Raw genomic sequence first — 17,250 nt, 5'->3', positions numbered from 1 at the left:
TTGCCAGGGCGCATACTCAAGGCAATGAAACAGTCAGCCGGTTCCCGGCGCCATCTGCCCTCCAGTCCCTTCAACCGCCCGGCCCAGGCGGAGCCACCCGTCGAGTTGTTCGATGTGGGCGACCGGGTGTCGCACGATCAGTTCGGGCTCGGCCGCGTTCTCGCCGTCGAGGGCGACAACGACGCGGTGCTCATCGACTTCTCGGGGCGGCAGGGGAGGATCCTGAGCCCGTACTCCAAGCTGACCAAGCTCTGAGAGGGGCGGCGAGCACGCGCGGTGTCCGCGTCCCCGTCACGCTCTACGGTTCCAGGGGCTGCCTGACACTCGCAGGCAGCCCCTGAAACCGTATCGGGAGCCGTTGGCCCCGCTCGGGGCCTGGCCGGCGGACCAGGGCCTACAGCGCCTGAGCGGCGGGCTTCACCATGCCGCGGACGGTGCGCGACTTCACGAAGTCGCCCATGGCCGTCATCTCCCACTCGCCGGAGTACTGCTTGATCAGCTTGGCCATCATCACGCCGGTCTGCGGCTCGGCGCCGGTCAGGTCGAAGCGGACCAGCTCCTCGCCGGTGGCCGCGTCGACCAGCCGGCAGTAGGCCTTGGCGACGTCGGTGAACTTCTGGCCGGTGAACGAGTTGACCGTGAAGACCAGGCCGGTCGCCTCCGCCGGGATCCGGCCCAGGTCCACGACGATCACCTCGTCGTCACCCGCGCCCTCGCCCGTGAGGTTGTCGCCGGAGTGCTTGATCGCGCCGTTCAGGATGGCGAGCTTGCCGAAATAGCAGCTGTCCAGGTGGTTCCGGTTGGGGCCGTAGGCGATCACGGAGGCATCGAGGTCGATGTCCTTGCCCCGGAACGCGGGCTCCCAGCCGAGGCCCATCTTGACCTGGGAGAGCAGCGGCCGGCCGCCCTTGACCAGAGAGACCGTCTGGTTCTTCTGGAGGCTGACCCGGCCCTTGTCGAGGTTGATCTTGCCGCCGACGGGCGGGGCGGCGGGCGGAGCCGGCGGGGTGGCGGGGGCCGGGGGTGCGGCGATCCGGGGGTCCACCGGGGCCGCGGGGGGAACCGGGGGCGCCACGGGCGCGGGGGCCGGTGCGGCGGCGGGCTCCTCCTCGACCGAGACGCCGAAGTCCGTGGCGATGCCGGCCAGTCCGTTGGCATAGCCCTGGCCGACCGCGCGGGCCTTCCAGGCGCCGTTGCGGAGATAGACCTCGATGACCACGAGCGCCGTCTCGGCACCCAGCCGGGGCGGGGTGAACGTGGCGAGCACGCTGCCGTCTTCGGCGTTGCGCACCGTCGCGGTGGGTTCGATGCCCTGGAAGGTCTGGCCCGCCGCATCCGGGCTCGCCGTGACGACGATCTTCTCGATGCCGGGCGGGACCGCGGCGGTGTCCACCAGGATCGCGTCCGGCGCGGTGCCGCCGCCGGAGCGGTAGGTCACGCCGGGCCCGCTGGGCTGGTTGTAGAAGATGAAGTCGTCGTCGGAGCGCACCTTGCCGTCGGCGGTGAGCAGCAGGCCCGAAACGTCGAGCCGCACCGGTGCGGAGACGTCCACGGCCACGCGGGCCGTGGAGAGAGGGATGTTCGAGCCGGGGGTCATAGCGGTCATGCTCGGGATAACGAGCGACCTCGCTTTGCCGTTCCCTTACCTTCGAGGACCTTCGGGGATTTTTAAGAACCTTCGAGACCTTCGCGGACATATGGCCGTGTGGGGCGGGCGCCCGCCCCGCACGCCTGGTCAGCGGTTGCGCGGGTGGTTGCGGGCGGTGCGCTCGTTGCCGTGTTTGTACGCCCCGGTCCAGCGGGCCATCACCAGCTGTGCGTCCCCCGACTCCACCTCCGCCAGGAACTTCTCCGCCCGGCCGCCGCGCAGCGTGCCCGCGGGGCGGCCGTGGTGAGTGATGGTGACGCTCGCGTCGCCGTGCTGCTCGTAAAGGAATCCGGAAGGTCTCGGCATGGCCCCGCATCCTGCCCGGCGCAAGGGTGCCCTGTCGCGTGAATTCGGGCGGAGGCGGATGTGCGTGGACGCGTGCCGTCGTCAGCGCGGCCAGACCGGCGGATTGGTGCAGAACTGACCGCCGAGGTGGGCGTGGTCGGGGTTGTCCGGATCCAGCTCGCCCTGCTCGGCGATGAGTCGGGCCGCGTACGGCTCGGAGTCGTCCCTCGGCTCGTACCCCAGCGCGCGGGCCGTCGTCAGGTCCCACCACAGCCGGGTGTTGTCGGACGAGCCGTGGACGACGGTGTGCCGCACGTCCTCGGCGGTGAGCGCGGCATGGAAGAGCCGGGCGCCGTCCTCGGGGCTCATCCAGACCGAGAGCATCCGCACCGATGTCGGCTCGGGGAAACAGGAGCCGATGCGCACCGAGACGGTCTCCATGCCGTGCCGGTCCCAGTACAGCTGAGCGAGGTCCTCGCCGAAGGACTTGGACAGGCCGTAGAAGGTGTCGGGGCGGCGCGGGGCGTCGACGGGGATCAGCGGGTCGCCGGGCAGCGGGCGCGGGGTGTAGCCGACGACATGGTTGGAGGAGGCGAAAACGATGCGCCGCACGCCCTCCTCGCGCGCGGCCTCGTAGAGGTTGTACGTGCCCTCGATGTTCGCCTTGAGGATCTTGTCGAAAGTGGATTCCAGGGAGATGCCCGCGAGGTGGACGATCGCGTCGACACCTCGCACGGCCTCACGCAGCGCCTCCCGGTCGCCGAGGTCGGCGGTGATCGCGTCCGGCTCGCCCTCGACGGGGACGGCGTCGAAGAGGCGGAGCTCGTAACCGTATGCGGGCAGCAGGCCGCGCATCAGGGTGCCGAGACCGCCGGCGGCGCCGGTGAGCAGGACGGTGCGGGGAGCGGGCATGCGCGAATCTCCTCGGGACATCAAATCCATGGACGACATTCATATGCATGGATTACGGGACAGCCCTTAGCTAAGAAGTCCTGGCTTTCGGAGTCAAGTGCGGCGGCGCGGGTCGGCGGCTGCTCTCCCGGAGCCGGAAACTCCGACCTCGGGTCGATCGCTGGATCCGTTCGTCCGCTGCCCCCTCCTTGACCTGTGCCTGGAGGCTGCCTTAGCGTGAAGACGTTCATGAATGTGGACGTCGATCAGAATTGTGCACGCCTGAACCCGCTCAGGGAGCGCCAGTGACCTCAGCCCCTCTTGCCGCCCGACTCGGCCGTGTCGCCGGGCCGCTCTTCTTCCCCGTCACCGCGTACGGACCGGACGGCGACATCGACCTCGATGCCTTCCGCGCACATGTGAGGGCCGGTGTCGATGCCGGTGCGGCGGCGGTCTTCGCCTGCTGCGGCACCGGCGAGTTCCACGCGCTCACGCCTCAGGAGTTCCGCCGTGTCGTCGCCGCGGCCGTCGAGGAGACCGCCGGAGAGGTGCCCGTCGTCGCGGGGGCCGGGTACGGCACGGCGCTCGCGATCCAGTACGCGAAGCTCGCGGAGGAAGCGGGTGCGGACGGGCTCCTCGCCATGCCCCCGTATCTCGTCGTCGCCGACCAGGAGGGGTTGCTGAGCCACTACACCGCGCTCGCCGCGGCCACCTCCCTGGAGACGATCGTCTACCAGCGCGACAACGCCGTCTTCACCCCCGAGACCGTCGTCGCACTGGCCGGGGCGCCCGGCGTCATCGGCCTCAAGGACGGCTACGGCGACCTCGACCTGATGCAGCGCATCGTCAGCGCCGTCCGCACCGCACTGCCGGGCCGGGACTTCCTGTACTTCAACGGACTGCCCACCGCCGAACTCACCGGCCCGGCCTACCGGGGCGTCGGCGTCACGCTCTACTCCTCCGCCGTCTTCGCCTTCGCGCCCGACATCGCGCTCGCCTTCTACCGGGCGATGGACTCCGGCGACGACGAACTGACCGGGGCCCTGCTCGACCACTTCTACCGGCCGCTCGTGGAGCTGCGCGCCAAGGGCCGCGGCTACGCCGTCTCGCTCGTCAAGGCCGGAGTCCGGCTGGGCGGCCTGGACGTCGGCGAGGTCCGCACCCCGCTCACCGAGCCGCCCGCCGCCCACATCGAGGAGCTCGCCGCGATCATCGCGCGCGGCCGGGCCCTGCTGGAGAAGCACGGGCAGGAGCGGCGCGGGTGAAGACCTCGGCCTTCCTCTACCCCTGGGACGTGGTCGGCGACGCGGACGCCGCCGCCCGCGTCGCGGACCTGGGCGTCCAGCAGGTGACGCTGGCCGCCGCCTACCACTCCACCCGGGCGCTGACCCCGCGTCACCCCGGCCGGCGCATCGTCACCGCAGAGCATGCCGCGGTGCTCTACCCGCCGGACGCCGCCCGGTGGGCGGGGCGCGAACTGCGTCCCCACGAGCAGACCTGGGTGGCCTCGGACGATCCGTTCGCCGAGGCCGCCGAGGCCCTCACCGCCGCCGGCCTGGAGGTCCACACCTGGGTGGTCCTGGCCCACAACTCCCGGCTGGGAGCCGAACATCCGGAAACCTCCGTGGTCAACGCGTACGGCGACCGCTATCCCTGGGCACCGTGCATCGCCCGGCCCGCGGTCCGCGCGTACCTGGTCGCACTGGCGGCGGAGGCGGCGGTGCGCGGCGGCGCGCGCGGCACCGAGCTGGAGTCCTGCGGCTGGTACGGCTTCGCGCATCTGCACGCCCACGACAAGATCGCGGGCGTCGGTCTCGGGGACGCGGCGCAGTATCTGATGTCGCTCTGCTTCTGCCCCTGCTGCCGGACCGGCTACGCCGGACACGGCCTGGACGCCGACGGACTGGCGGCGGCCGTACGCACCGCGCTGGAGCCGGTCTGGGCCGGTTCCGGCTCCCCGGAGGCAGGCCGGGAGGGCATCGAGAAGTTCCTCGGCGCCGACCTCGCCGCCGCGACCCTCCAGTGGCGTGGCAAGGTTGCCCGTACGCTCCAGGAGTCCGCGGTCGCCGCCGTGCGGGCGGCGGCGGAGCCGGGGTTCCAGGTGCTGCTGCACGCCGACCCCGCACCCCACCGCACCGGTGCGAACGTCGGGGTCTACCCGGAGCACATCCTGTCCGTGGCGGACGGTGTGGTGCTGCCCTGCACCGGCGACGACACGGCGCGCGAGGCCGTACTCGGCCCGTTCGCCGGGCGCGACGGGGTGCTCGCGGCCAACTTCTGCGTGGTCACGGGGATGGGCGGCAGCCCCGCCACGCTGGAGCGGGACGCCGCGCACGCCGCATCGCTCGGCGCGGACCAACTGCGGCTGTACCACGCCGGGCTGGCCTCCGGCCCGGACCTCCGGGCCGTCGCCGGAGCGCTCTCACGCCTGAGCCGATGAAGGAGCCGGGCCGGCGAGGGCGTCCGTCGGCCATCCCCAAGCTCTCAACTTCGTTCGAGCAGGGGAGACCCCATTCGCCGGCCCCTCACCAACAGGGCCGCGGTCAGCAGTCCCGCCGCGCCGACCAGCGGCAGCAGCACCCGGATGTCCACCAGCGCGATCAGACCGGCGCCGAGTGCCAGCGCCACCGCGTTCGGGACCATCATCAGCGTGCTGGCGGTCGCGGCGGTGCGGACCGGCACGGCCTGAGGGGTCTCCTGCTGCACCGCCGTCATCGCGGCGATCAGCATACACGGCAGCCCTGCCCCGACAGCCGCGCTCGCCGCCGGCGCCACCGCGTCGTACGGCAGCGCCCGCGCCCCCACCGCCACCGCGAGGAGCCGTCCCCGCACGGGGGCAGGGCACATGCCGCACGTCTCCGAACACGTCCGGCGCGGGTGCGTGCCCGAGGCCACGCACCCGCGCCGGATCCGGCGTGCGGCTCCCGCCGGCTTTCAGTCCGCCAGTGCCGCCGTCATCATCTTCTGGGCGATCGGCGCCGCCAGACCGTTGCCGCTGACCTCCGAGCGTGCCGCGCCCGAGTCCTCGACGACCACGGCGACCGCGACCTCCTTGCCGCTGGACGCGTCCTTCGCGTACGAGGTGAACCAGGCGTACGGGGTCTTGCTGTTGCCCACGCCGTTCTGCGCGGTGCCCGTCTTTCCGCCCACCTCGGCCCCGGGGATCCGGGCGTTGCTGCCGGTGCCCTCTTCGACGACGGTCACCATGGCGCTGCGCAGCTGCTCGGCGGTGGACTCGGAGACGACCCGCTCGGTGTCCCCGTCCTCGAACTCCTGGAGCGCGTTGCCCTTGGAGTCGGTCACGGCGGACACCATGTGCGGCGCGGCGAGTTCGCCGCCGTTGGCGATGGCGGCCGAGACCATGGACATCTGCAACGGCGTCGCGGTGACCTCGAACTGGCCGATGCCGGTCAGCGCCGTCTGCGGGCGGTCCATGCCGGACGGGTAGACGCTCTCGGACGCCCGGACCGGCACATCGAGCTCGTCGGTGTTGAAGCCGAACTTCTCCGCCATCGCCTTCACCTTGTCCTGGCCGAGGTCGACGGCGGCCTTCGCGAAGACGTTGTTGCAGGAGTACTGGAGCGCGGTGCGCAGTGTGGCGTTCGCGCAGGGCGCCGAGGGGTTCTCGTTGTTCAGGACGGTGCTGGTGTCGGGCAGCGTGTACGGATTGGGGCTGTCGGTGCGCTCGTCGACCGAGCCGTACAGTCCCTCCTCCAGCGCGGCTGCCGCCACCACCAGCTTGAACGTGGAGCCGGGGGCCAGCGGCTGGCGCAGCGCACGGTTGACCGTCGGCTTGTCCTCGTCGTCGAGCAGCTTCTGCCAGGCTTCGCCGTCCGTCGTCCCGCTGATCGTCGAAGGGTCGTACGAGGGGGTGGAGACCATGCCGAGGATTCGGCCGGTCTTCGGGTCGATCGCGACCGCCGCCCCCTTGTCGTCGCCGAGCGCCTCGTACCCGGCCCTCTGCACGCCCGGATCGATCGTCGTCAGGACGTTGCCCGGGGCCGCCTGCTTGCGTGTCAACGCGTCCAACGGGTTCTTCAGCCGGTCGTCGGTGCCGTCCAGCACATGGCTGTAGATCCCTTCGAGCTGTGTGGAGCCGTACGCCTGCGAGCTGTAACCGGTGACGGCCGAGTAGAGCTCGCCCTCGGTGTAGGTGCGTTTGTACGCGAGGTCGCTGTCCACCGTCTTCTTCGATCCGGTGACCGGGTTCCCGGCCACGATGATGTCGCCGAGCGGCTGCGCGTACTGCGCGATGGTCTTCCGCCGGTTGTGTTCGTTGTCTGCGAGCGCCTCCGCCTGGTACGCCTGCAGCCAGGTCGCCCGCACCAGCAGGGCGAGAACCAGCAGCAGGCAGAAGACCGAAGCATGCCTGATCGTTCTGTTCATCCCGCCCGAGGGACGAACGGGGCTCCGTGCGCCGTTCCCGAATGAGGCGATTCTCAGCGATTCTCACCGGTTTCTCATGTGGGGCCGGGGCGCCCGGGGACGATGCCCCCGGTTGGTACGCCGCTGTCACCGGGTGCGGTCCCGCGCGCCGCTCATTGCGGCAGCGTGAACAGCAGCTCCGCGGTGTCCTCGCCGCGGGCGTGCGCGTACCCGTGGTCCGTGCCGGTGACGGTGAATCCGCACTTCTCCAGGACCCGGCGCGAGCCGGCGTTGTCGGCCGCGGCCCGTGCGTGCAGCGGGCGCTCGGGCACGGCGACGAGCAGCGCGGACAGCGCGGCGGTCGCGAGTCCCCGGCCCCACCGCGCCCGGTCGATCCAGTAGGTGACCTGGCGGTCGCCCAGAGGCCCGTACACCCCGGCGTTGCCGACCACCGCGCCGTCCGCGACCACCGTGCGCATCACCACGGAGCCGTCGGCCAGGATGCGCTGCCAGTGGGCGTCGAAGGCATGCCGGTCGGTGGGGTCCTCGCTGGTGAAGGCGGCCGTCCTGACCGATTCCGGGTCGGACATGAAGGCGAAGAACAGCGGCAGATCACCGTCCTGGACCTCGCGCAGGGAAATCCTCACGGGTCAGAGCCTCCGGGTGGCGAGCGTCAGCCGGTCCCGGGCGTCGAACAGCGCGTCCTTCACCATCTGTTCGTGCGCGGGCGTGAGCCGGGCGACCGGCACCGAGCAGCTGATGGCGTCGCGGGCGGGGGTGCGGTACGGGACGGCGACGCCGAAGCAGCGCAGTCCGAGGGTGTTCTCCTCGCGGTCCACCGCGTACCCCTGTTCGCGGATGAGGTGCAGTTCCTCGATGAGCTTCTCGCGGTGGGTGATGGTGTGCTCGGTCAGCGCGGGCAGCGTCTCGGGGAGCAGTTTGCGGACCTGTTCGTCGCTGTGGGTGGCCAGCAGCGCCTTGCCGAGCGAAGTGGAGTGGGCGGGCAGCCGCCGGCCGACGCGGGTGAAGGGGCGCAGATAGTGCTGGGACTGCCGGGTGGCGAGGTACACCACGTTCGTCCCGTCGAGACGCGCCAGGTGGATGGTCTCCGTCGTGTCGTCGGCGAGCCGGTCCAGGGTCGGCCGGGCGGCTGCGACGACCTCGTCGCCGTCGATGTACGAGGTGCCGACCAGCAGGGCCCGTACGCCGATCCCGTACCGCGTGCCCGTCGCGTCGGTCTCCACCCAGCCCAGCTCCACCAGCGTGCGCAGCAGCATGTACAGGCTGGACTTGGGGTAGCCGACGGCCTCCTGCACCGAGGCAAGCGAGTGCATGCCGGGCCGTCCCGCGAAGTATTCGAGCAGCTCCACCGTCCGTACCGCGGACTTGACCTGTGCCCCACCGGATTCGGCAGCCGACATCGTCCTACGCCCCTTCCAGCCCACTTGCGAAACCCTGAGACTTCTTGAACCGGCGACTTCTTGCCAACACCGAACGCCCGGAAATAGAGTCGCATATATTCACGATCAGGAACTGTGTTCAGAATACCGAACAACTTCTGATGTGTGGCAGTGGAGCGGAAGGAATCACGGTGGCAGCAGCACCAGTCTGGAGTGTCGACCCCCGTACCGGGAACCCGCGCGAGCAGGTTGCGGTGGAGGCCACGGCGGAGGAGGTCGACCGTGCGGTCCGGGCCGCCCACGCGGTACGCGGGTCGCTCGCCGACCGCACCGTGCGCGCCGCCTTCCTGCGCACCGCGGCCGACCTGCTCACCGAGGCGGGGGAGCACGTCATCGAGGCCGCCGACGCGGAGACCGCGCTCGGCCCGGCCCGGCTGACGGGTGAACTCGCGCGCACCGCAGCCCAGTTGAGGGCCTTCGCGGAGGTCGTCGACGAGGGCGCCTTCCTCGACATCCACATCGACCACGCGGACGCCACCCGGACCCCGCCCTGGCCCGACCTGCGCCGCTACAAGATCCCGCTCGGCGTCGTCGCCGTCTACGCGGCCAGCAACTTCCCGCTCGCCTTCTCCGTCCCCGGAGGCGACACCGCGAGCGCACTGGCGGCCGGCTGCCCCGTCGTCGTCAAGGCGCACCCCGACCACCCCGCCACCTCCGAGCTGTGCGCCTCCGTGCTGCGCAGGGCGGCGGCCCAGGTCGGCCTGCCCGAGGACGTGGTGATCCTGGTGCACGGCTTCGACGCGGGCGTCGAGCTGATCGGACACCCGCTCGTCGCCGCCGCCGGGTTCACCGGCTCGGTCCGCGGCGGACGCGCCCTGTTCGACGCCGCGGCGGCCCGCCCCCGGCCCATCCCCTTCCACGGCGAACTGGGCTCACTCAACCCCGTCGTCATCACCGAGGCGGCCGCCGCCGAGCGCGCCGAGGAGATCGGTGCAGGGCTCGCGGGCTCGATGACCATGGGCGCCGGCCAGTTCTGCACCAAGCCCGGCTTCGTCCTGGCCCCGGCGGGCGACACCGGCGACCGGCTGCTGAAGTCCCTCACCGGCGCGGTCAGCGACACCGAGGCCGCGGTCCTGCTCGACCACCGGATGCGCGCGGCCTTCGTCGAGGGCGTACGGACCCGGGCCGGACTCCCGGACGTGGAGGCACCCGTCACCCCCGGCGCGGGCGGCGAGCACACCGTCTCGGCCGGTTTCCTCACCGTACCGGCACAGCTCCTCACCACCGAGGGCCCGCACGACGAACTCCTGGAGGAGTGCTTCGGCCCCGTCACCGTCGTCGCCCGCTACACCTGCGCCGAGGAGATCACCGCCGTACTCTCCCGGCTCCCCGGCAACCTCACCGCCACCCTCCAGACCGCCACCGACGGCGCCGACGCCGACGCCCCCGGACTCCTCGCGGCCCTCACCCCGCTGGCCGGCCGGGTCCTCGTCAACGGCTGGCCGACCGGCGTCGCCGTCGCCCCCGCCCAGCACCACGGCGGCCCCTACCCGTCCTCCACCTCCACCTCCACCTCGGTCGGTGCCACCGCGATCGAACGCTGGCTGCGCCCGGTCACCTACCAGACGACCCCCGAGACCCTGCTCCCGCCGGAGCTGCGCGAGGGCAACCCCCTGAACCTTCCCCGCCGAGTGGACGGGCGCCGGGCGTGACCCCACGGTCAGTGCCCCGACAGGCAACGTTCGCCCCGTCGCGGCGTCCGGCACGCACTCTCGCCGCACCGGACGAAAGCCCGAGTACGTCCAGTACGAGGCGCGGCGTCCGGCACGCCGGGAGCACGCACCGGACGCCACTCCTTGTCGGGCAAACATTGCCTGCCGCGGCACCGATCCGGCCCCGGCGGTGACTCCCCGGACCGCGCGGCCCGCGCCCCGCGCCGCCATCGGCGCGGGGCCGCCCGGCTCCCTGCCCCATCGCACCGGAGGTGTCGTCCCCGCCTCCGTCAGTGGACCGACCGCACCGGCCGGGGCGGTGGCGCCGTGACCGTCCGGGCCGGGGAGACGTTCGGGACCGGCCGTGCGGTCCTCGACATCGAGGCGCTGCTCGCCGGACCCGTACCGGCCGAGGGGCCGACGGCCGACGAGGGCGAGCCGGACACCGGGGAGTGGAGCGCGACCGCGGGCGAGGGCTTCCGGATCGTGCCGCTCTGGGAGAGCGACGGCCTCGTGGGCGCGTACGGACCCGAGTGGGAGGAGGCCGAGGAGGCCGCCGCCGGTCATCTCGCCGAACTCGTGGGCGAGTTGGACCGCCGTTGGGGAGCCCACCGGACCGCGGGCATGCGGGTGCCGATCTTCCGAGACCTCGCGGGCGAGCCCCTGCCGCCCCTGTACCGGGCGCTGTGCGACAGGGACTGTCTCGGGGACCTGGCGGAGTGGGGGCCGGTGGACGGCCGGTGGGTCGCCGTCTCCCTCAACCAGTGCGACGGCGACGCTCCGATGATCCTGGTGGCCGTGGTCGCCGACCGGCCGATCGCCGAGCTCGACGACGGGGAGTGACAAGGGGGAATGAGGCAGTCCGCTCCCGTGTTGTGCACGGGGGCGGAGAGCGGCTCCGCGCCGTCCGAGCCGTACGTACGAGGACACGGAGGAAAGAAGAGACATGCGTGTCGAGATCTGGAGCGACATAGCCTGCCCCTGGTGCTACATCGGGAAGGCCCGCTTCGAGAAGGGCCTCGCCGGGTTCGCCCACCGCGACCAGGTCGAGGTCGTGCACCGGTCCTTCGAGCTCGACCCCGGGCGCGCCAAGGGCGACACCGCACAGGTGATCGACATGCTGGCGCAGAAGTACGGGCGCACCCGTGAAGAGGCGCAGGCCATGGAGGCGAACGTCGCGGCCAACGCGCAGGCCGAGGGGCTCGGCTACCTCACCGAGGGCCGTGACCACGGCAACACCTTCGACATCCACCGGCTGCTCCACCTGGCCAGGGCCCGGGGCCGCCAGGACGAGCTGCTGAACCTCGCCTACCGGGCGAACTTCGCCGAGGAGCGGTCCGTCTACGACGCGGACGTGCTGGTCGAGCTGGCCGTCGAGGCCGGGCTCGACGCCGACGAGGCCCGTGCCGTGCTCGCCGACCCGGAGGCATACGCGGCCGAGGTGCGGGCCGATGAGCGGGAGGCGTCCGAGCTGGGCGCCGACGCGGTGCCGTTCTTCGTGCTCGACCGGCGCTACGGCATCTCCGGCGGCCAGCCCGCCGAGGTCTTCGCCCAGGCGCTGGAACAGGCGTGGAAGGACCGTCCGCTCACCGCGATCGGCGGGGACGCGGCGGCGTGCGACGCCGACGGGACCTGCGAGGTTCCGCAGGCCTGAGGCGCGGCGCCCGGGGCCGTTTCGGCCGGTCCGAGCAGTGCTTGGGTGTTCTCCTCAACCTTTCGTAATTGACCAGCGGTTGAGGGGGCCCCAGGCTGGGCGTATGGAGACTACTTCGCTCAGCAGTGCGGTGGACGCCGAGTTCGCGCCGAGGACGACCTATCTGAACACCTCCACCTGCGGGCTGCTGCCCCGGCGGACCGTGGCGGCCGTGCGGGCGCTCGCCGAGGCGGTCGCCGAGGGCGTCACGGACGGCTCGGGCGACTTCGGCATGGTGGAAGCGGCCCGGACCGGCTTCGCCCGTCTCGCCGGGGTCGACACCGACCGGGTCGCCGTCGGCAGCTCGGTCTCCGTACATGTCGGGCTGATCGCCGCCTCGCTGCCGCCGGGAGCCGAAATCGTGGCGCCCGAGGGTGAGTTCAGCTCCGTCGTCGGTCCCTTCGCGGCCCGCGGCGATCTCAGGATGCGCTACGTCCCGCTGGACCGGCTGGCCGACGCGGTGGGTCCGGCCACCGCGCTCGTCGCCTTCTCCTCCGTGCAGTCGGCCAACGGCCGGATCGCCGACCTGAAGGCGGTGCGAGCGGCGGCCGCCGCCCACGGCGCCCGGACACTGCTCGACGCCACCCAGTCGGCCGGCTGGCTGCCGCTGGACGCCGGGGAGTACGACTACACCGTCACCGGCGGGTTCAAGTTCCTGCTCTGCCCGCGGGGCGCGTCGTTCCTCACCGTCACCGAGGAGGCCCAGCAGGCCCTGCCACCGGTCTTCGTCGGCATGTCTGCCGCCGTCGACCCCTGGAGCAGCACCTACGGACCGGTCGAGCGGCTCTCCCCGACCGCGCGCCGCTACGACGAACCGCCCGCCTTCCTCTCTTACCACGGCGCCGAGCGGTCCCTCGCGCTGCTGGGCGAGGTCGGTGTGGAGACCGTCCACACCCATGCCACCGGGCTCGCGGCCCGCATGCGGGCGGGGCTGGCCGGGCTGGGGTACGAGGCGGTGCCGGGGGAGTCGGCGATCGTGGCCGTGCCCGGACTGGGCGGGCGGGAGCCGGAACTCGCGCGGGCCGGAGTGGTGGCCTCGAACCGGGCGGGGAGTCTGCGCGCCGCCTTCCACCTGTACAACACGGAGGCCGATGTGGACCGGGTCCTGGACGTGCTCTCCGGCTGACTCCGCCTGCCTGGGGGCCAGCCGCGCCCGGGGCGGTCCGCGGTCTCCCGGCAGAGGTTCTCCTCGATCCTGGTGAGCAGCCTGGTCAGTTCCTCGCGGTCCGGGGGGATACGCCCTGCTCGGTCTCGGCGTGCGACCGGCCCGGGTGGAGCATCTGATGCCTCACCCAGCGGGCGGGTTCCTCGTCCATTGCCCGGACGAGTCCCCGGGTGGCCGGCCTGTCCAGGACCTGTTGATGCTTCACCACATCGACTCCGGCGCTCGTCACGACCGGCCGGCCGCCCGGACCCACCCGGCCTCGCGCTAATCCCGGCCGGACTCGTCCAGCGGCGCGCTGTGCCACTTCCACGAGGTGACGCGCGGGTGGCCGGGCAATTCGGCGCGGCCGGTGGCCCAGCGCAGCACGGCCCAGCGGTCGGCGTCCTTCGGGGCGTCCGGGAACAGCCGGGCCAGCACCCGGTCGCAGAGACCGGCGGGCGGCGTCCAGTCGACATCCAGGCTCGCGGCGAGATCGTGCGTGTGCACCAGGGTCTCCACGATCCCCATTGCTGCGAAGCCCTCCGGGTCGGACACGCCGTAGGAGTGGTACGAGCGCAGCTCGGGCGAGGCCGTCCGCACCATCGAGGCCAGCAGCGCGCCGCTCGCCTCCAGCGTCCGGAGCAGTCCGGCGGGGCCGGCCGACGGGTCCGCGAAGACCGCGTTCCACGGGCCGCCCTCGCGCTCGGGACTCCAGCGGTACGGGACGTACGCGTCCAGCGCGGGCCGCTGCGGGCCCAGTTGGGCCGCGTAGGAGAAGAGGTCGTCGCTCAGATGCTCCGTGGTCTCCCAGCAGCTCCACTCCAGCGACCCCGCCGGAATGTTCCAGTCGGCCACCGGGGACTTCCGGAGCGCGGCGACCGCGAGGCGCACGGCGGTCGTCACGTCGTCCGCCGTGACCGGCAGCCGGGTCCCGGTCAGGGCCGCCCGTTCCGCCGCACCGCACTCGACGCAGAACTCGTTGCCCTCGGGGTCGGCGAGCGTCGCCCAGCCCCGCCCGTCGGGCCTCCGGTGGTCGGCGACGAGGGTGGCGCCGAGGCCGAGCAGCCGCTCGACCTCCTCGTCCCTGGTCCGGTCCCGTGGCTGGATGTCCAGGTGGACGCGGTTCTTGGTGCGCTTGGGCTCCGGCACCCGGATGAACAGCAGCGCGGCACCGGGGGATTCGACGAGCGCCTCGGGATCACCGGGGGCGTCGTCGTCCGAGAGCTGTGCGCCGAGCACCCCGGCCCAGAAGCCGGCCAGTCCGTAGGCGTCGGCGCAGTCGATCGTGATGTGACGTACGAGTGAGGTCATGGGCCTTACCTTCGTCGCCGGGCGACGCACTGGTCCAGTGATTTCGGGGCGGAGCGGCGTCGGCTGCTCCGCCCCGCCCGCGGGTCGTCTCACCGCACCGGGGTGAAGTCCCTCGCCCCGATGAACTCCGGACGACGGGCCGGTGCCGCGAACGGCTCTTCGGCGGCGTTCTCCACACTGTTGAAGACGATGAAGACGTTGCTGCGCGGGTACGGGGTGATGTTGTCGCCCGAGCCATGCATGCAGTTGCAGTCGAACCAGGTCGCCGAACCCGCCTTGCCCGTAAATAGCTTGATGCCGTGCCGGTCGGCCAGCTTCGTCAGGGCCTCGTCGGACGGGGTTCCGGCGTCCTGCATCTTCAGGGACTTCTTGTAGTTGTCCCTCGGCGTCTCGCCTGCACACCCGAGGAACGACTTGTGCGAACCGGGCATGATCATCAGCCCGCCGTTGGTGTCGCGGTTCTCGGTCAGCGCGATCGATACGGACACTGCCCGCATGTTCGGCAGCCCGTCCTCGGCGTGCCAGGTCTCGAAGTCCGAGTGCCAGTAGAACCCCGAGGCGCCGAAGCCCGGCTTGACATTGATCCGGGACTGGTGGACGTACACGTCCGAGCCGAGGATCTGCCGCGCCCGGCCCACCATCCGTTCGTCGTTCACCAGCCGGGCGAAGACCTCGCTGATCCGGTGGACCTCGAAGACCGACCGTACTTTCTGCGACTTGGGCTCGATGATCGAGCGCTCGTCGGCCCGCACCGCCGGATCGGCGATCAGCCGGTCCAGTTCGGCGCGGTGGACGGCCACCTCGTCGGGAGTGATCAGCTGGTCGACGGTGAGGAAGCCGTCGCGCTCGAAGGCCTGGAGATCCTGCACGGCCACCGGGCCAGGGGTGCCGGGCGGGGACCAGATCACCGGGTCCTTGCGGGGGGTGGTCAGCTCGGCTGTGCCGCGTGTGGGGTAGAGATCGGTGCGTACACCGGTGGTCATGGTTCAGCCCTCCTCGGTCAGCAGCGGGTAGACACCGCTCTCGTCGTGTTCCTCCCGCCCGGTGACCGGCGGGTTGAAGACACAGACGCAGCGGAAGTCGGTCTTCGGGCGCATGGTGTGCCGCTCGTGGCCGTCCAGCAGGTACATCGTGCCCGGCGTGATCCAGTACGTCTCGCCGGTTTCGTCGTCTGTGAGCTCGGCCTCGCCCTCGATGCACAGGACGGCCTCGATGTGGTTCGCATACCACATCGACGTCTCGGTGCCCGCATACATCGTGGTTTCGTGGAGCGAGAAGCCCACCTTCTCCCGGGCGAGGACGATGCGCTTGCTCTCCCAGGTGCCGGAAGCGGCCTTCACATGCCGGTCGGTGTTCTCGATGTCACTGAACGATCGGACGATCACGGTGAGTTGGTGCCTCTCTCTGCGGTGTCTTCCGTTGTGCGATTTCTCGTCGAGGCCCGCTTCGACGGCGGGCCGGTGGTCAGGCGGTGTCGCGGACCGCGCGGGCCAGCGTGCGCAGGCCCTCGTCCAGTTCGTCGGGGGTGACGATCAGCGGCGGCAGCAGTTTCACGACCTCGCCGCGCGGTCCGGAGGTCTCCACCAGTAGCCCCATCTCGAAGGCGCGGGCGCAGATCGCGGCGGCGCGTGCCCCGTCCGCGAACTCCAGGCCCCAGACCAGGCCGCGGCCCCGGTACCGCGCGCCGAGCGCGGCGTGCTCGTCGCAGATCGAGAGCAGCGCCTGCTCGATCTGCTCACCCCGGACCAGGGTCTGCTTCTCCAACTGGCCGTCCGCCCAGTAAGCGTCCAGCGCGGCGGCGGCCGTGACGAACGCCGGGTTGTTGCCACGGAAGGTGCCGTTGTGCTCGCCAGGCCCCCAGACGTCCAGCTCCGGGTTGAACAGGCAGAGGGACATGGGCAGTCCGTAGCCGCTGATGGACTTGGACAGGGTCACGATGTCGGGGACGATACCGGCCTCCTCGAACGAGAAGAATGCTCCCGTGCGCCCGCAGCCCATCTGGATGTCGTCGACGATCAGGAGCATGTCGCGGCGGTGGCACAGGTCGGCCAGCGCCCGCAGCCACTCGGGACGCGCCACATTGATGCCGCCCTCGCCCTGCACCGTTTCGACGATCACGGCGGCGGGCTTGTCGAGCCCGGATCCCTGGTCTTCCAGGAGCCGTTCGAACCAGAGGAAGTCGGGCATCCTGCCGTCGAGGTAGTTGTCGAACGGCATCGGGGTGCCGTGCACGAGTGGGATGCCGGCGCCCGCACGCTTGAAGGCGTTGCCGGTGACGGCGAGCGAGCCGAGTGACATGCCGTGGAACGCGTTGGTGAAGGACACGATGGACTCGCGGCCCTTCACCTTGCGGGCCAGCTTCAGCGCCGACTCGACCGCGTTGGTGCCGGTCGGCCCGGGAAACATCACCTTGTACGGGAGGTCGCGCGGGCGCAGCACGTTGTTCTGGAAGGATTCCAGGAAAGCGCGTTTGGCGGTCGTGGCCATGTCCAGGCCGTGGGTGATGCCGTCGCGCTCGATGTAGTCGATCAGCGCACGTTTCAACACCGGGTTGTTGTGGCCGTAGTTGAGGGATCCCGCGCCGGCGAAGAAGTCGAGGTAGCTGTGGCCGTTCTCGTCGGCCAGCCGGACGCCCTGCGCACGGTCGAACACGGCGGGCCAGCCGCGGCAGTAGCTCCGCACCTCCGACTCCAGGGTCTCGAAGACACTCAGCGCGGGCGGGGTGATGGTCACAGGGGATCTCCTGCTCGAGAGAGGGGGTCGGTGCGGGCGTGCTTGGGCTTGGCGGTGCCCCGTCGGTC

At 71.4% G+C, this 17,250-nt stretch carries 18 protein-coding genes; 7 read left to right on the top strand and 11 right to left on the bottom strand.

What is annotated here, in order from left to right; translation table 11 throughout:
* Positions 1-24: 24 nt before the first annotated feature.
* Entirely contained in the window at positions 25-255 is a 231-nt protein-coding gene (locus ACWCQ6_RS00415; protein WP_451084545.1) for a hypothetical protein, read from the top strand.
* Positions 256-394: 139 nt separating this feature from the next.
* On the opposite strand, the gene ACWCQ6_RS00410 is transcribed toward ACWCQ6_RS00415, so the two are convergent.
* The 3 genes from ACWCQ6_RS00410 to ACWCQ6_RS00400 all read right to left on the bottom strand — a co-directional run bounded on the left by ACWCQ6_RS00410 (position 395) and on the right by ACWCQ6_RS00400 (position 2,845).
* Complete coding sequence (locus ACWCQ6_RS00410) at positions 395-1,606, bottom strand: TerD family protein (protein ID WP_451084544.1); 1,212 nt, start codon at positions 1,604-1,606, stop codon at positions 395-397.
* A 129-nt stretch (positions 1,607-1,735) separates the two neighbouring features.
* Entirely contained in the window at positions 1,736-1,954 is a 219-nt protein-coding gene (locus tag ACWCQ6_RS00405; protein WP_356480970.1) for a hypothetical protein, read from the bottom strand.
* A gap of 81 nt (positions 1,955-2,035) precedes the next feature.
* Complete coding sequence (locus ACWCQ6_RS00400) at positions 2,036-2,845, bottom strand: NAD-dependent epimerase/dehydratase family protein (RefSeq protein WP_451084543.1); 810 nt, start codon at positions 2,843-2,845, stop codon at positions 2,036-2,038.
* 284 nt (positions 2,846-3,129) lie between these two features.
* Here ACWCQ6_RS00400 and ACWCQ6_RS00395 point away from each other — a divergent pair, with 284 nt between their 5' ends.
* The gene (locus ACWCQ6_RS00395; RefSeq protein WP_451084542.1) at positions 3,130-4,089 is read left to right on the top strand and encodes a 5-dehydro-4-deoxyglucarate dehydratase; all 960 of its coding nucleotides are present in this window, start codon (positions 3,130-3,132) and stop codon (positions 4,087-4,089) included.
* Positions 4,086-5,264: a hypothetical protein gene (locus tag ACWCQ6_RS00390; protein WP_451084541.1), complete on the top strand. Its 1,179-nt coding sequence runs from the start codon at positions 4,086-4,088 to the stop codon at positions 5,262-5,264. The genes ACWCQ6_RS00395 and ACWCQ6_RS00390 overlap by 4 nt, the downstream gene beginning before the upstream one ends.
* A 44-nt stretch (positions 5,265-5,308) precedes the next feature.
* On the opposite strand, the gene ACWCQ6_RS00385 is transcribed toward ACWCQ6_RS00390, so the two are convergent.
* From ACWCQ6_RS00385 to ACWCQ6_RS00370, 4 genes are all read right to left on the bottom strand, one after another.
* On the bottom strand, positions 5,309-5,671 hold the full coding sequence (locus ACWCQ6_RS00385) for a hypothetical protein (RefSeq protein ID WP_451084540.1): 363 nt from the start codon (positions 5,669-5,671) through the stop codon (positions 5,309-5,311).
* An 87-nt stretch (positions 5,672-5,758) separates the two neighbouring features.
* Positions 5,759-7,210: a penicillin-binding transpeptidase domain-containing protein gene (locus ACWCQ6_RS00380; RefSeq protein ID WP_451084539.1), complete on the bottom strand. Its 1,452-nt coding sequence runs from the start codon at positions 7,208-7,210 to the stop codon at positions 5,759-5,761.
* Positions 7,211-7,362: 152 nt separating this feature from the next.
* On the bottom strand, positions 7,363-7,836 hold the full coding sequence (locus ACWCQ6_RS00375) for a GNAT family N-acetyltransferase (RefSeq protein WP_451084538.1): 474 nt from the start codon (positions 7,834-7,836) through the stop codon (positions 7,363-7,365).
* A 3-nt stretch (positions 7,837-7,839) separates the two neighbouring features.
* Complete coding sequence (locus ACWCQ6_RS00370; protein ID WP_451084537.1) at positions 7,840-8,610, bottom strand: IclR family transcriptional regulator; 771 nt, start codon at positions 8,608-8,610, stop codon at positions 7,840-7,842.
* Between the two features lie 170 nt (positions 8,611-8,780).
* On the opposite strand from ACWCQ6_RS00370, the gene ACWCQ6_RS00365 reads away from it, so the two are divergent.
* The 4 genes from ACWCQ6_RS00365 (at position 8,781) to ACWCQ6_RS00350 (ending at position 13,120) form a co-directional block, all read left to right on the top strand.
* Positions 8,781-10,301 (top strand): aldehyde dehydrogenase (NADP(+)), encoded by a 1,521-nt coding sequence (locus ACWCQ6_RS00365; protein ID WP_451084536.1) that lies wholly within the window; start codon positions 8,781-8,783, stop codon positions 10,299-10,301.
* Positions 10,302-10,628: 327 nt separating this feature from the next.
* Complete coding sequence (locus tag ACWCQ6_RS00360) at positions 10,629-11,144, top strand: hypothetical protein (RefSeq protein WP_451084535.1); 516 nt, start codon at positions 10,629-10,631, stop codon at positions 11,142-11,144.
* 103 nt (positions 11,145-11,247) lie between these two features.
* Positions 11,248-11,955, top strand: coding sequence for a DsbA family oxidoreductase (locus tag ACWCQ6_RS00355; protein ID WP_451084534.1), 708 nt, complete (start codon positions 11,248-11,250; stop codon positions 11,953-11,955).
* Positions 11,956-12,058: 103 nt separating this feature from the next.
* The gene (locus tag ACWCQ6_RS00350) at positions 12,059-13,120 is read left to right on the top strand and encodes an aminotransferase class V-fold PLP-dependent enzyme (protein ID WP_451084533.1); all 1,062 of its coding nucleotides are present in this window, start codon (positions 12,059-12,061) and stop codon (positions 13,118-13,120) included.
* 303 nt (positions 13,121-13,423) lie between these two features.
* On the opposite strand, the gene ACWCQ6_RS00345 is transcribed toward ACWCQ6_RS00350, so the two are convergent.
* The 4 genes from ACWCQ6_RS00345 to ectB all read right to left on the bottom strand — a co-directional run bounded on the left by ACWCQ6_RS00345 (position 13,424) and on the right by ectB (position 17,182).
* Positions 13,424-14,449, bottom strand: coding sequence for a VOC family protein (locus ACWCQ6_RS00345; RefSeq protein WP_451084532.1), 1,026 nt, complete (start codon positions 14,447-14,449; stop codon positions 13,424-13,426).
* A gap of 89 nt (positions 14,450-14,538) precedes the next feature.
* Complete coding sequence (thpD, locus tag ACWCQ6_RS00340; RefSeq protein ID WP_451084531.1) at positions 14,539-15,432, bottom strand: ectoine hydroxylase; 894 nt, start codon at positions 15,430-15,432, stop codon at positions 14,539-14,541.
* A gap of 3 nt (positions 15,433-15,435) precedes the next feature.
* Positions 15,436-15,834: an ectoine synthase gene (locus ACWCQ6_RS00335; RefSeq protein WP_451084530.1), complete on the bottom strand. Its 399-nt coding sequence runs from the start codon at positions 15,832-15,834 to the stop codon at positions 15,436-15,438.
* Positions 15,835-15,913: 79 nt separating this feature from the next.
* Positions 15,914-17,182, bottom strand: coding sequence for a diaminobutyrate--2-oxoglutarate transaminase (ectB, locus tag ACWCQ6_RS00330; protein WP_451084529.1), 1,269 nt, complete (start codon positions 17,180-17,182; stop codon positions 15,914-15,916).
* Positions 17,183-17,250 lie beyond the last annotated feature (68 nt).

It is taken from the genome of Streptomyces sp. NPDC001880 (assembly GCF_053594575.1).
Note: the sequence above shows the minus strand (reverse complement) of the source record. Positions and strands in the feature narration are given on the sequence as shown.

Bases quoted from the DNA above. Each gene is read 5' to 3' on its own strand.
- ACWCQ6_RS00380 (WP_451084539.1), bottom strand. From the start codon at position 7,210: ATGAACAGAACGATCAGGCATGCTTCGGTCTTCTGCCTGCTGCTGGTT.
- ACWCQ6_RS00355 (WP_451084534.1), top strand. From the start codon at position 11,248: ATGCGTGTCGAGATCTGGAGCGACATAGCCTGCCCCTGGTGCTACATC.
- ACWCQ6_RS00385 (WP_451084540.1), bottom strand. From the start codon at position 5,671: ATGTGCCCTGCCCCCGTGCGGGGACGGCTCCTCGCGGTGGCGGTGGGG.
- ACWCQ6_RS00400 (WP_451084543.1), bottom strand. From the start codon at position 2,845: ATGCCCGCTCCCCGCACCGTCCTGCTCACCGGCGCCGCCGGCGGTCTC.
- ACWCQ6_RS00410 (WP_451084544.1), bottom strand. From the start codon at position 1,606: ATGACCGCTATGACCCCCGGCTCGAACATCCCTCTCTCCACGGCCCGC.
- ACWCQ6_RS00415 (WP_451084545.1), top strand. From the start codon at position 25: ATGAAACAGTCAGCCGGTTCCCGGCGCCATCTGCCCTCCAGTCCCTTC.
- ACWCQ6_RS00345 (WP_451084532.1), bottom strand. From the start codon at position 14,449: ATGACCTCACTCGTACGTCACATCACGATCGACTGCGCCGACGCCTAC.
- ACWCQ6_RS00350 (WP_451084533.1), top strand. From the start codon at position 12,059: ATGGAGACTACTTCGCTCAGCAGTGCGGTGGACGCCGAGTTCGCGCCG.
- thpD (WP_451084531.1), bottom strand. From the start codon at position 15,432: ATGACCACCGGTGTACGCACCGATCTCTACCCCACACGCGGCACAGCC.
- ACWCQ6_RS00405 (WP_356480970.1), bottom strand. From the start codon at position 1,954: ATGCCGAGACCTTCCGGATTCCTTTACGAGCAGCACGGCGACGCGAGC.
- ACWCQ6_RS00370 (WP_451084537.1), bottom strand. From the start codon at position 8,610: ATGTCGGCTGCCGAATCCGGTGGGGCACAGGTCAAGTCCGCGGTACGG.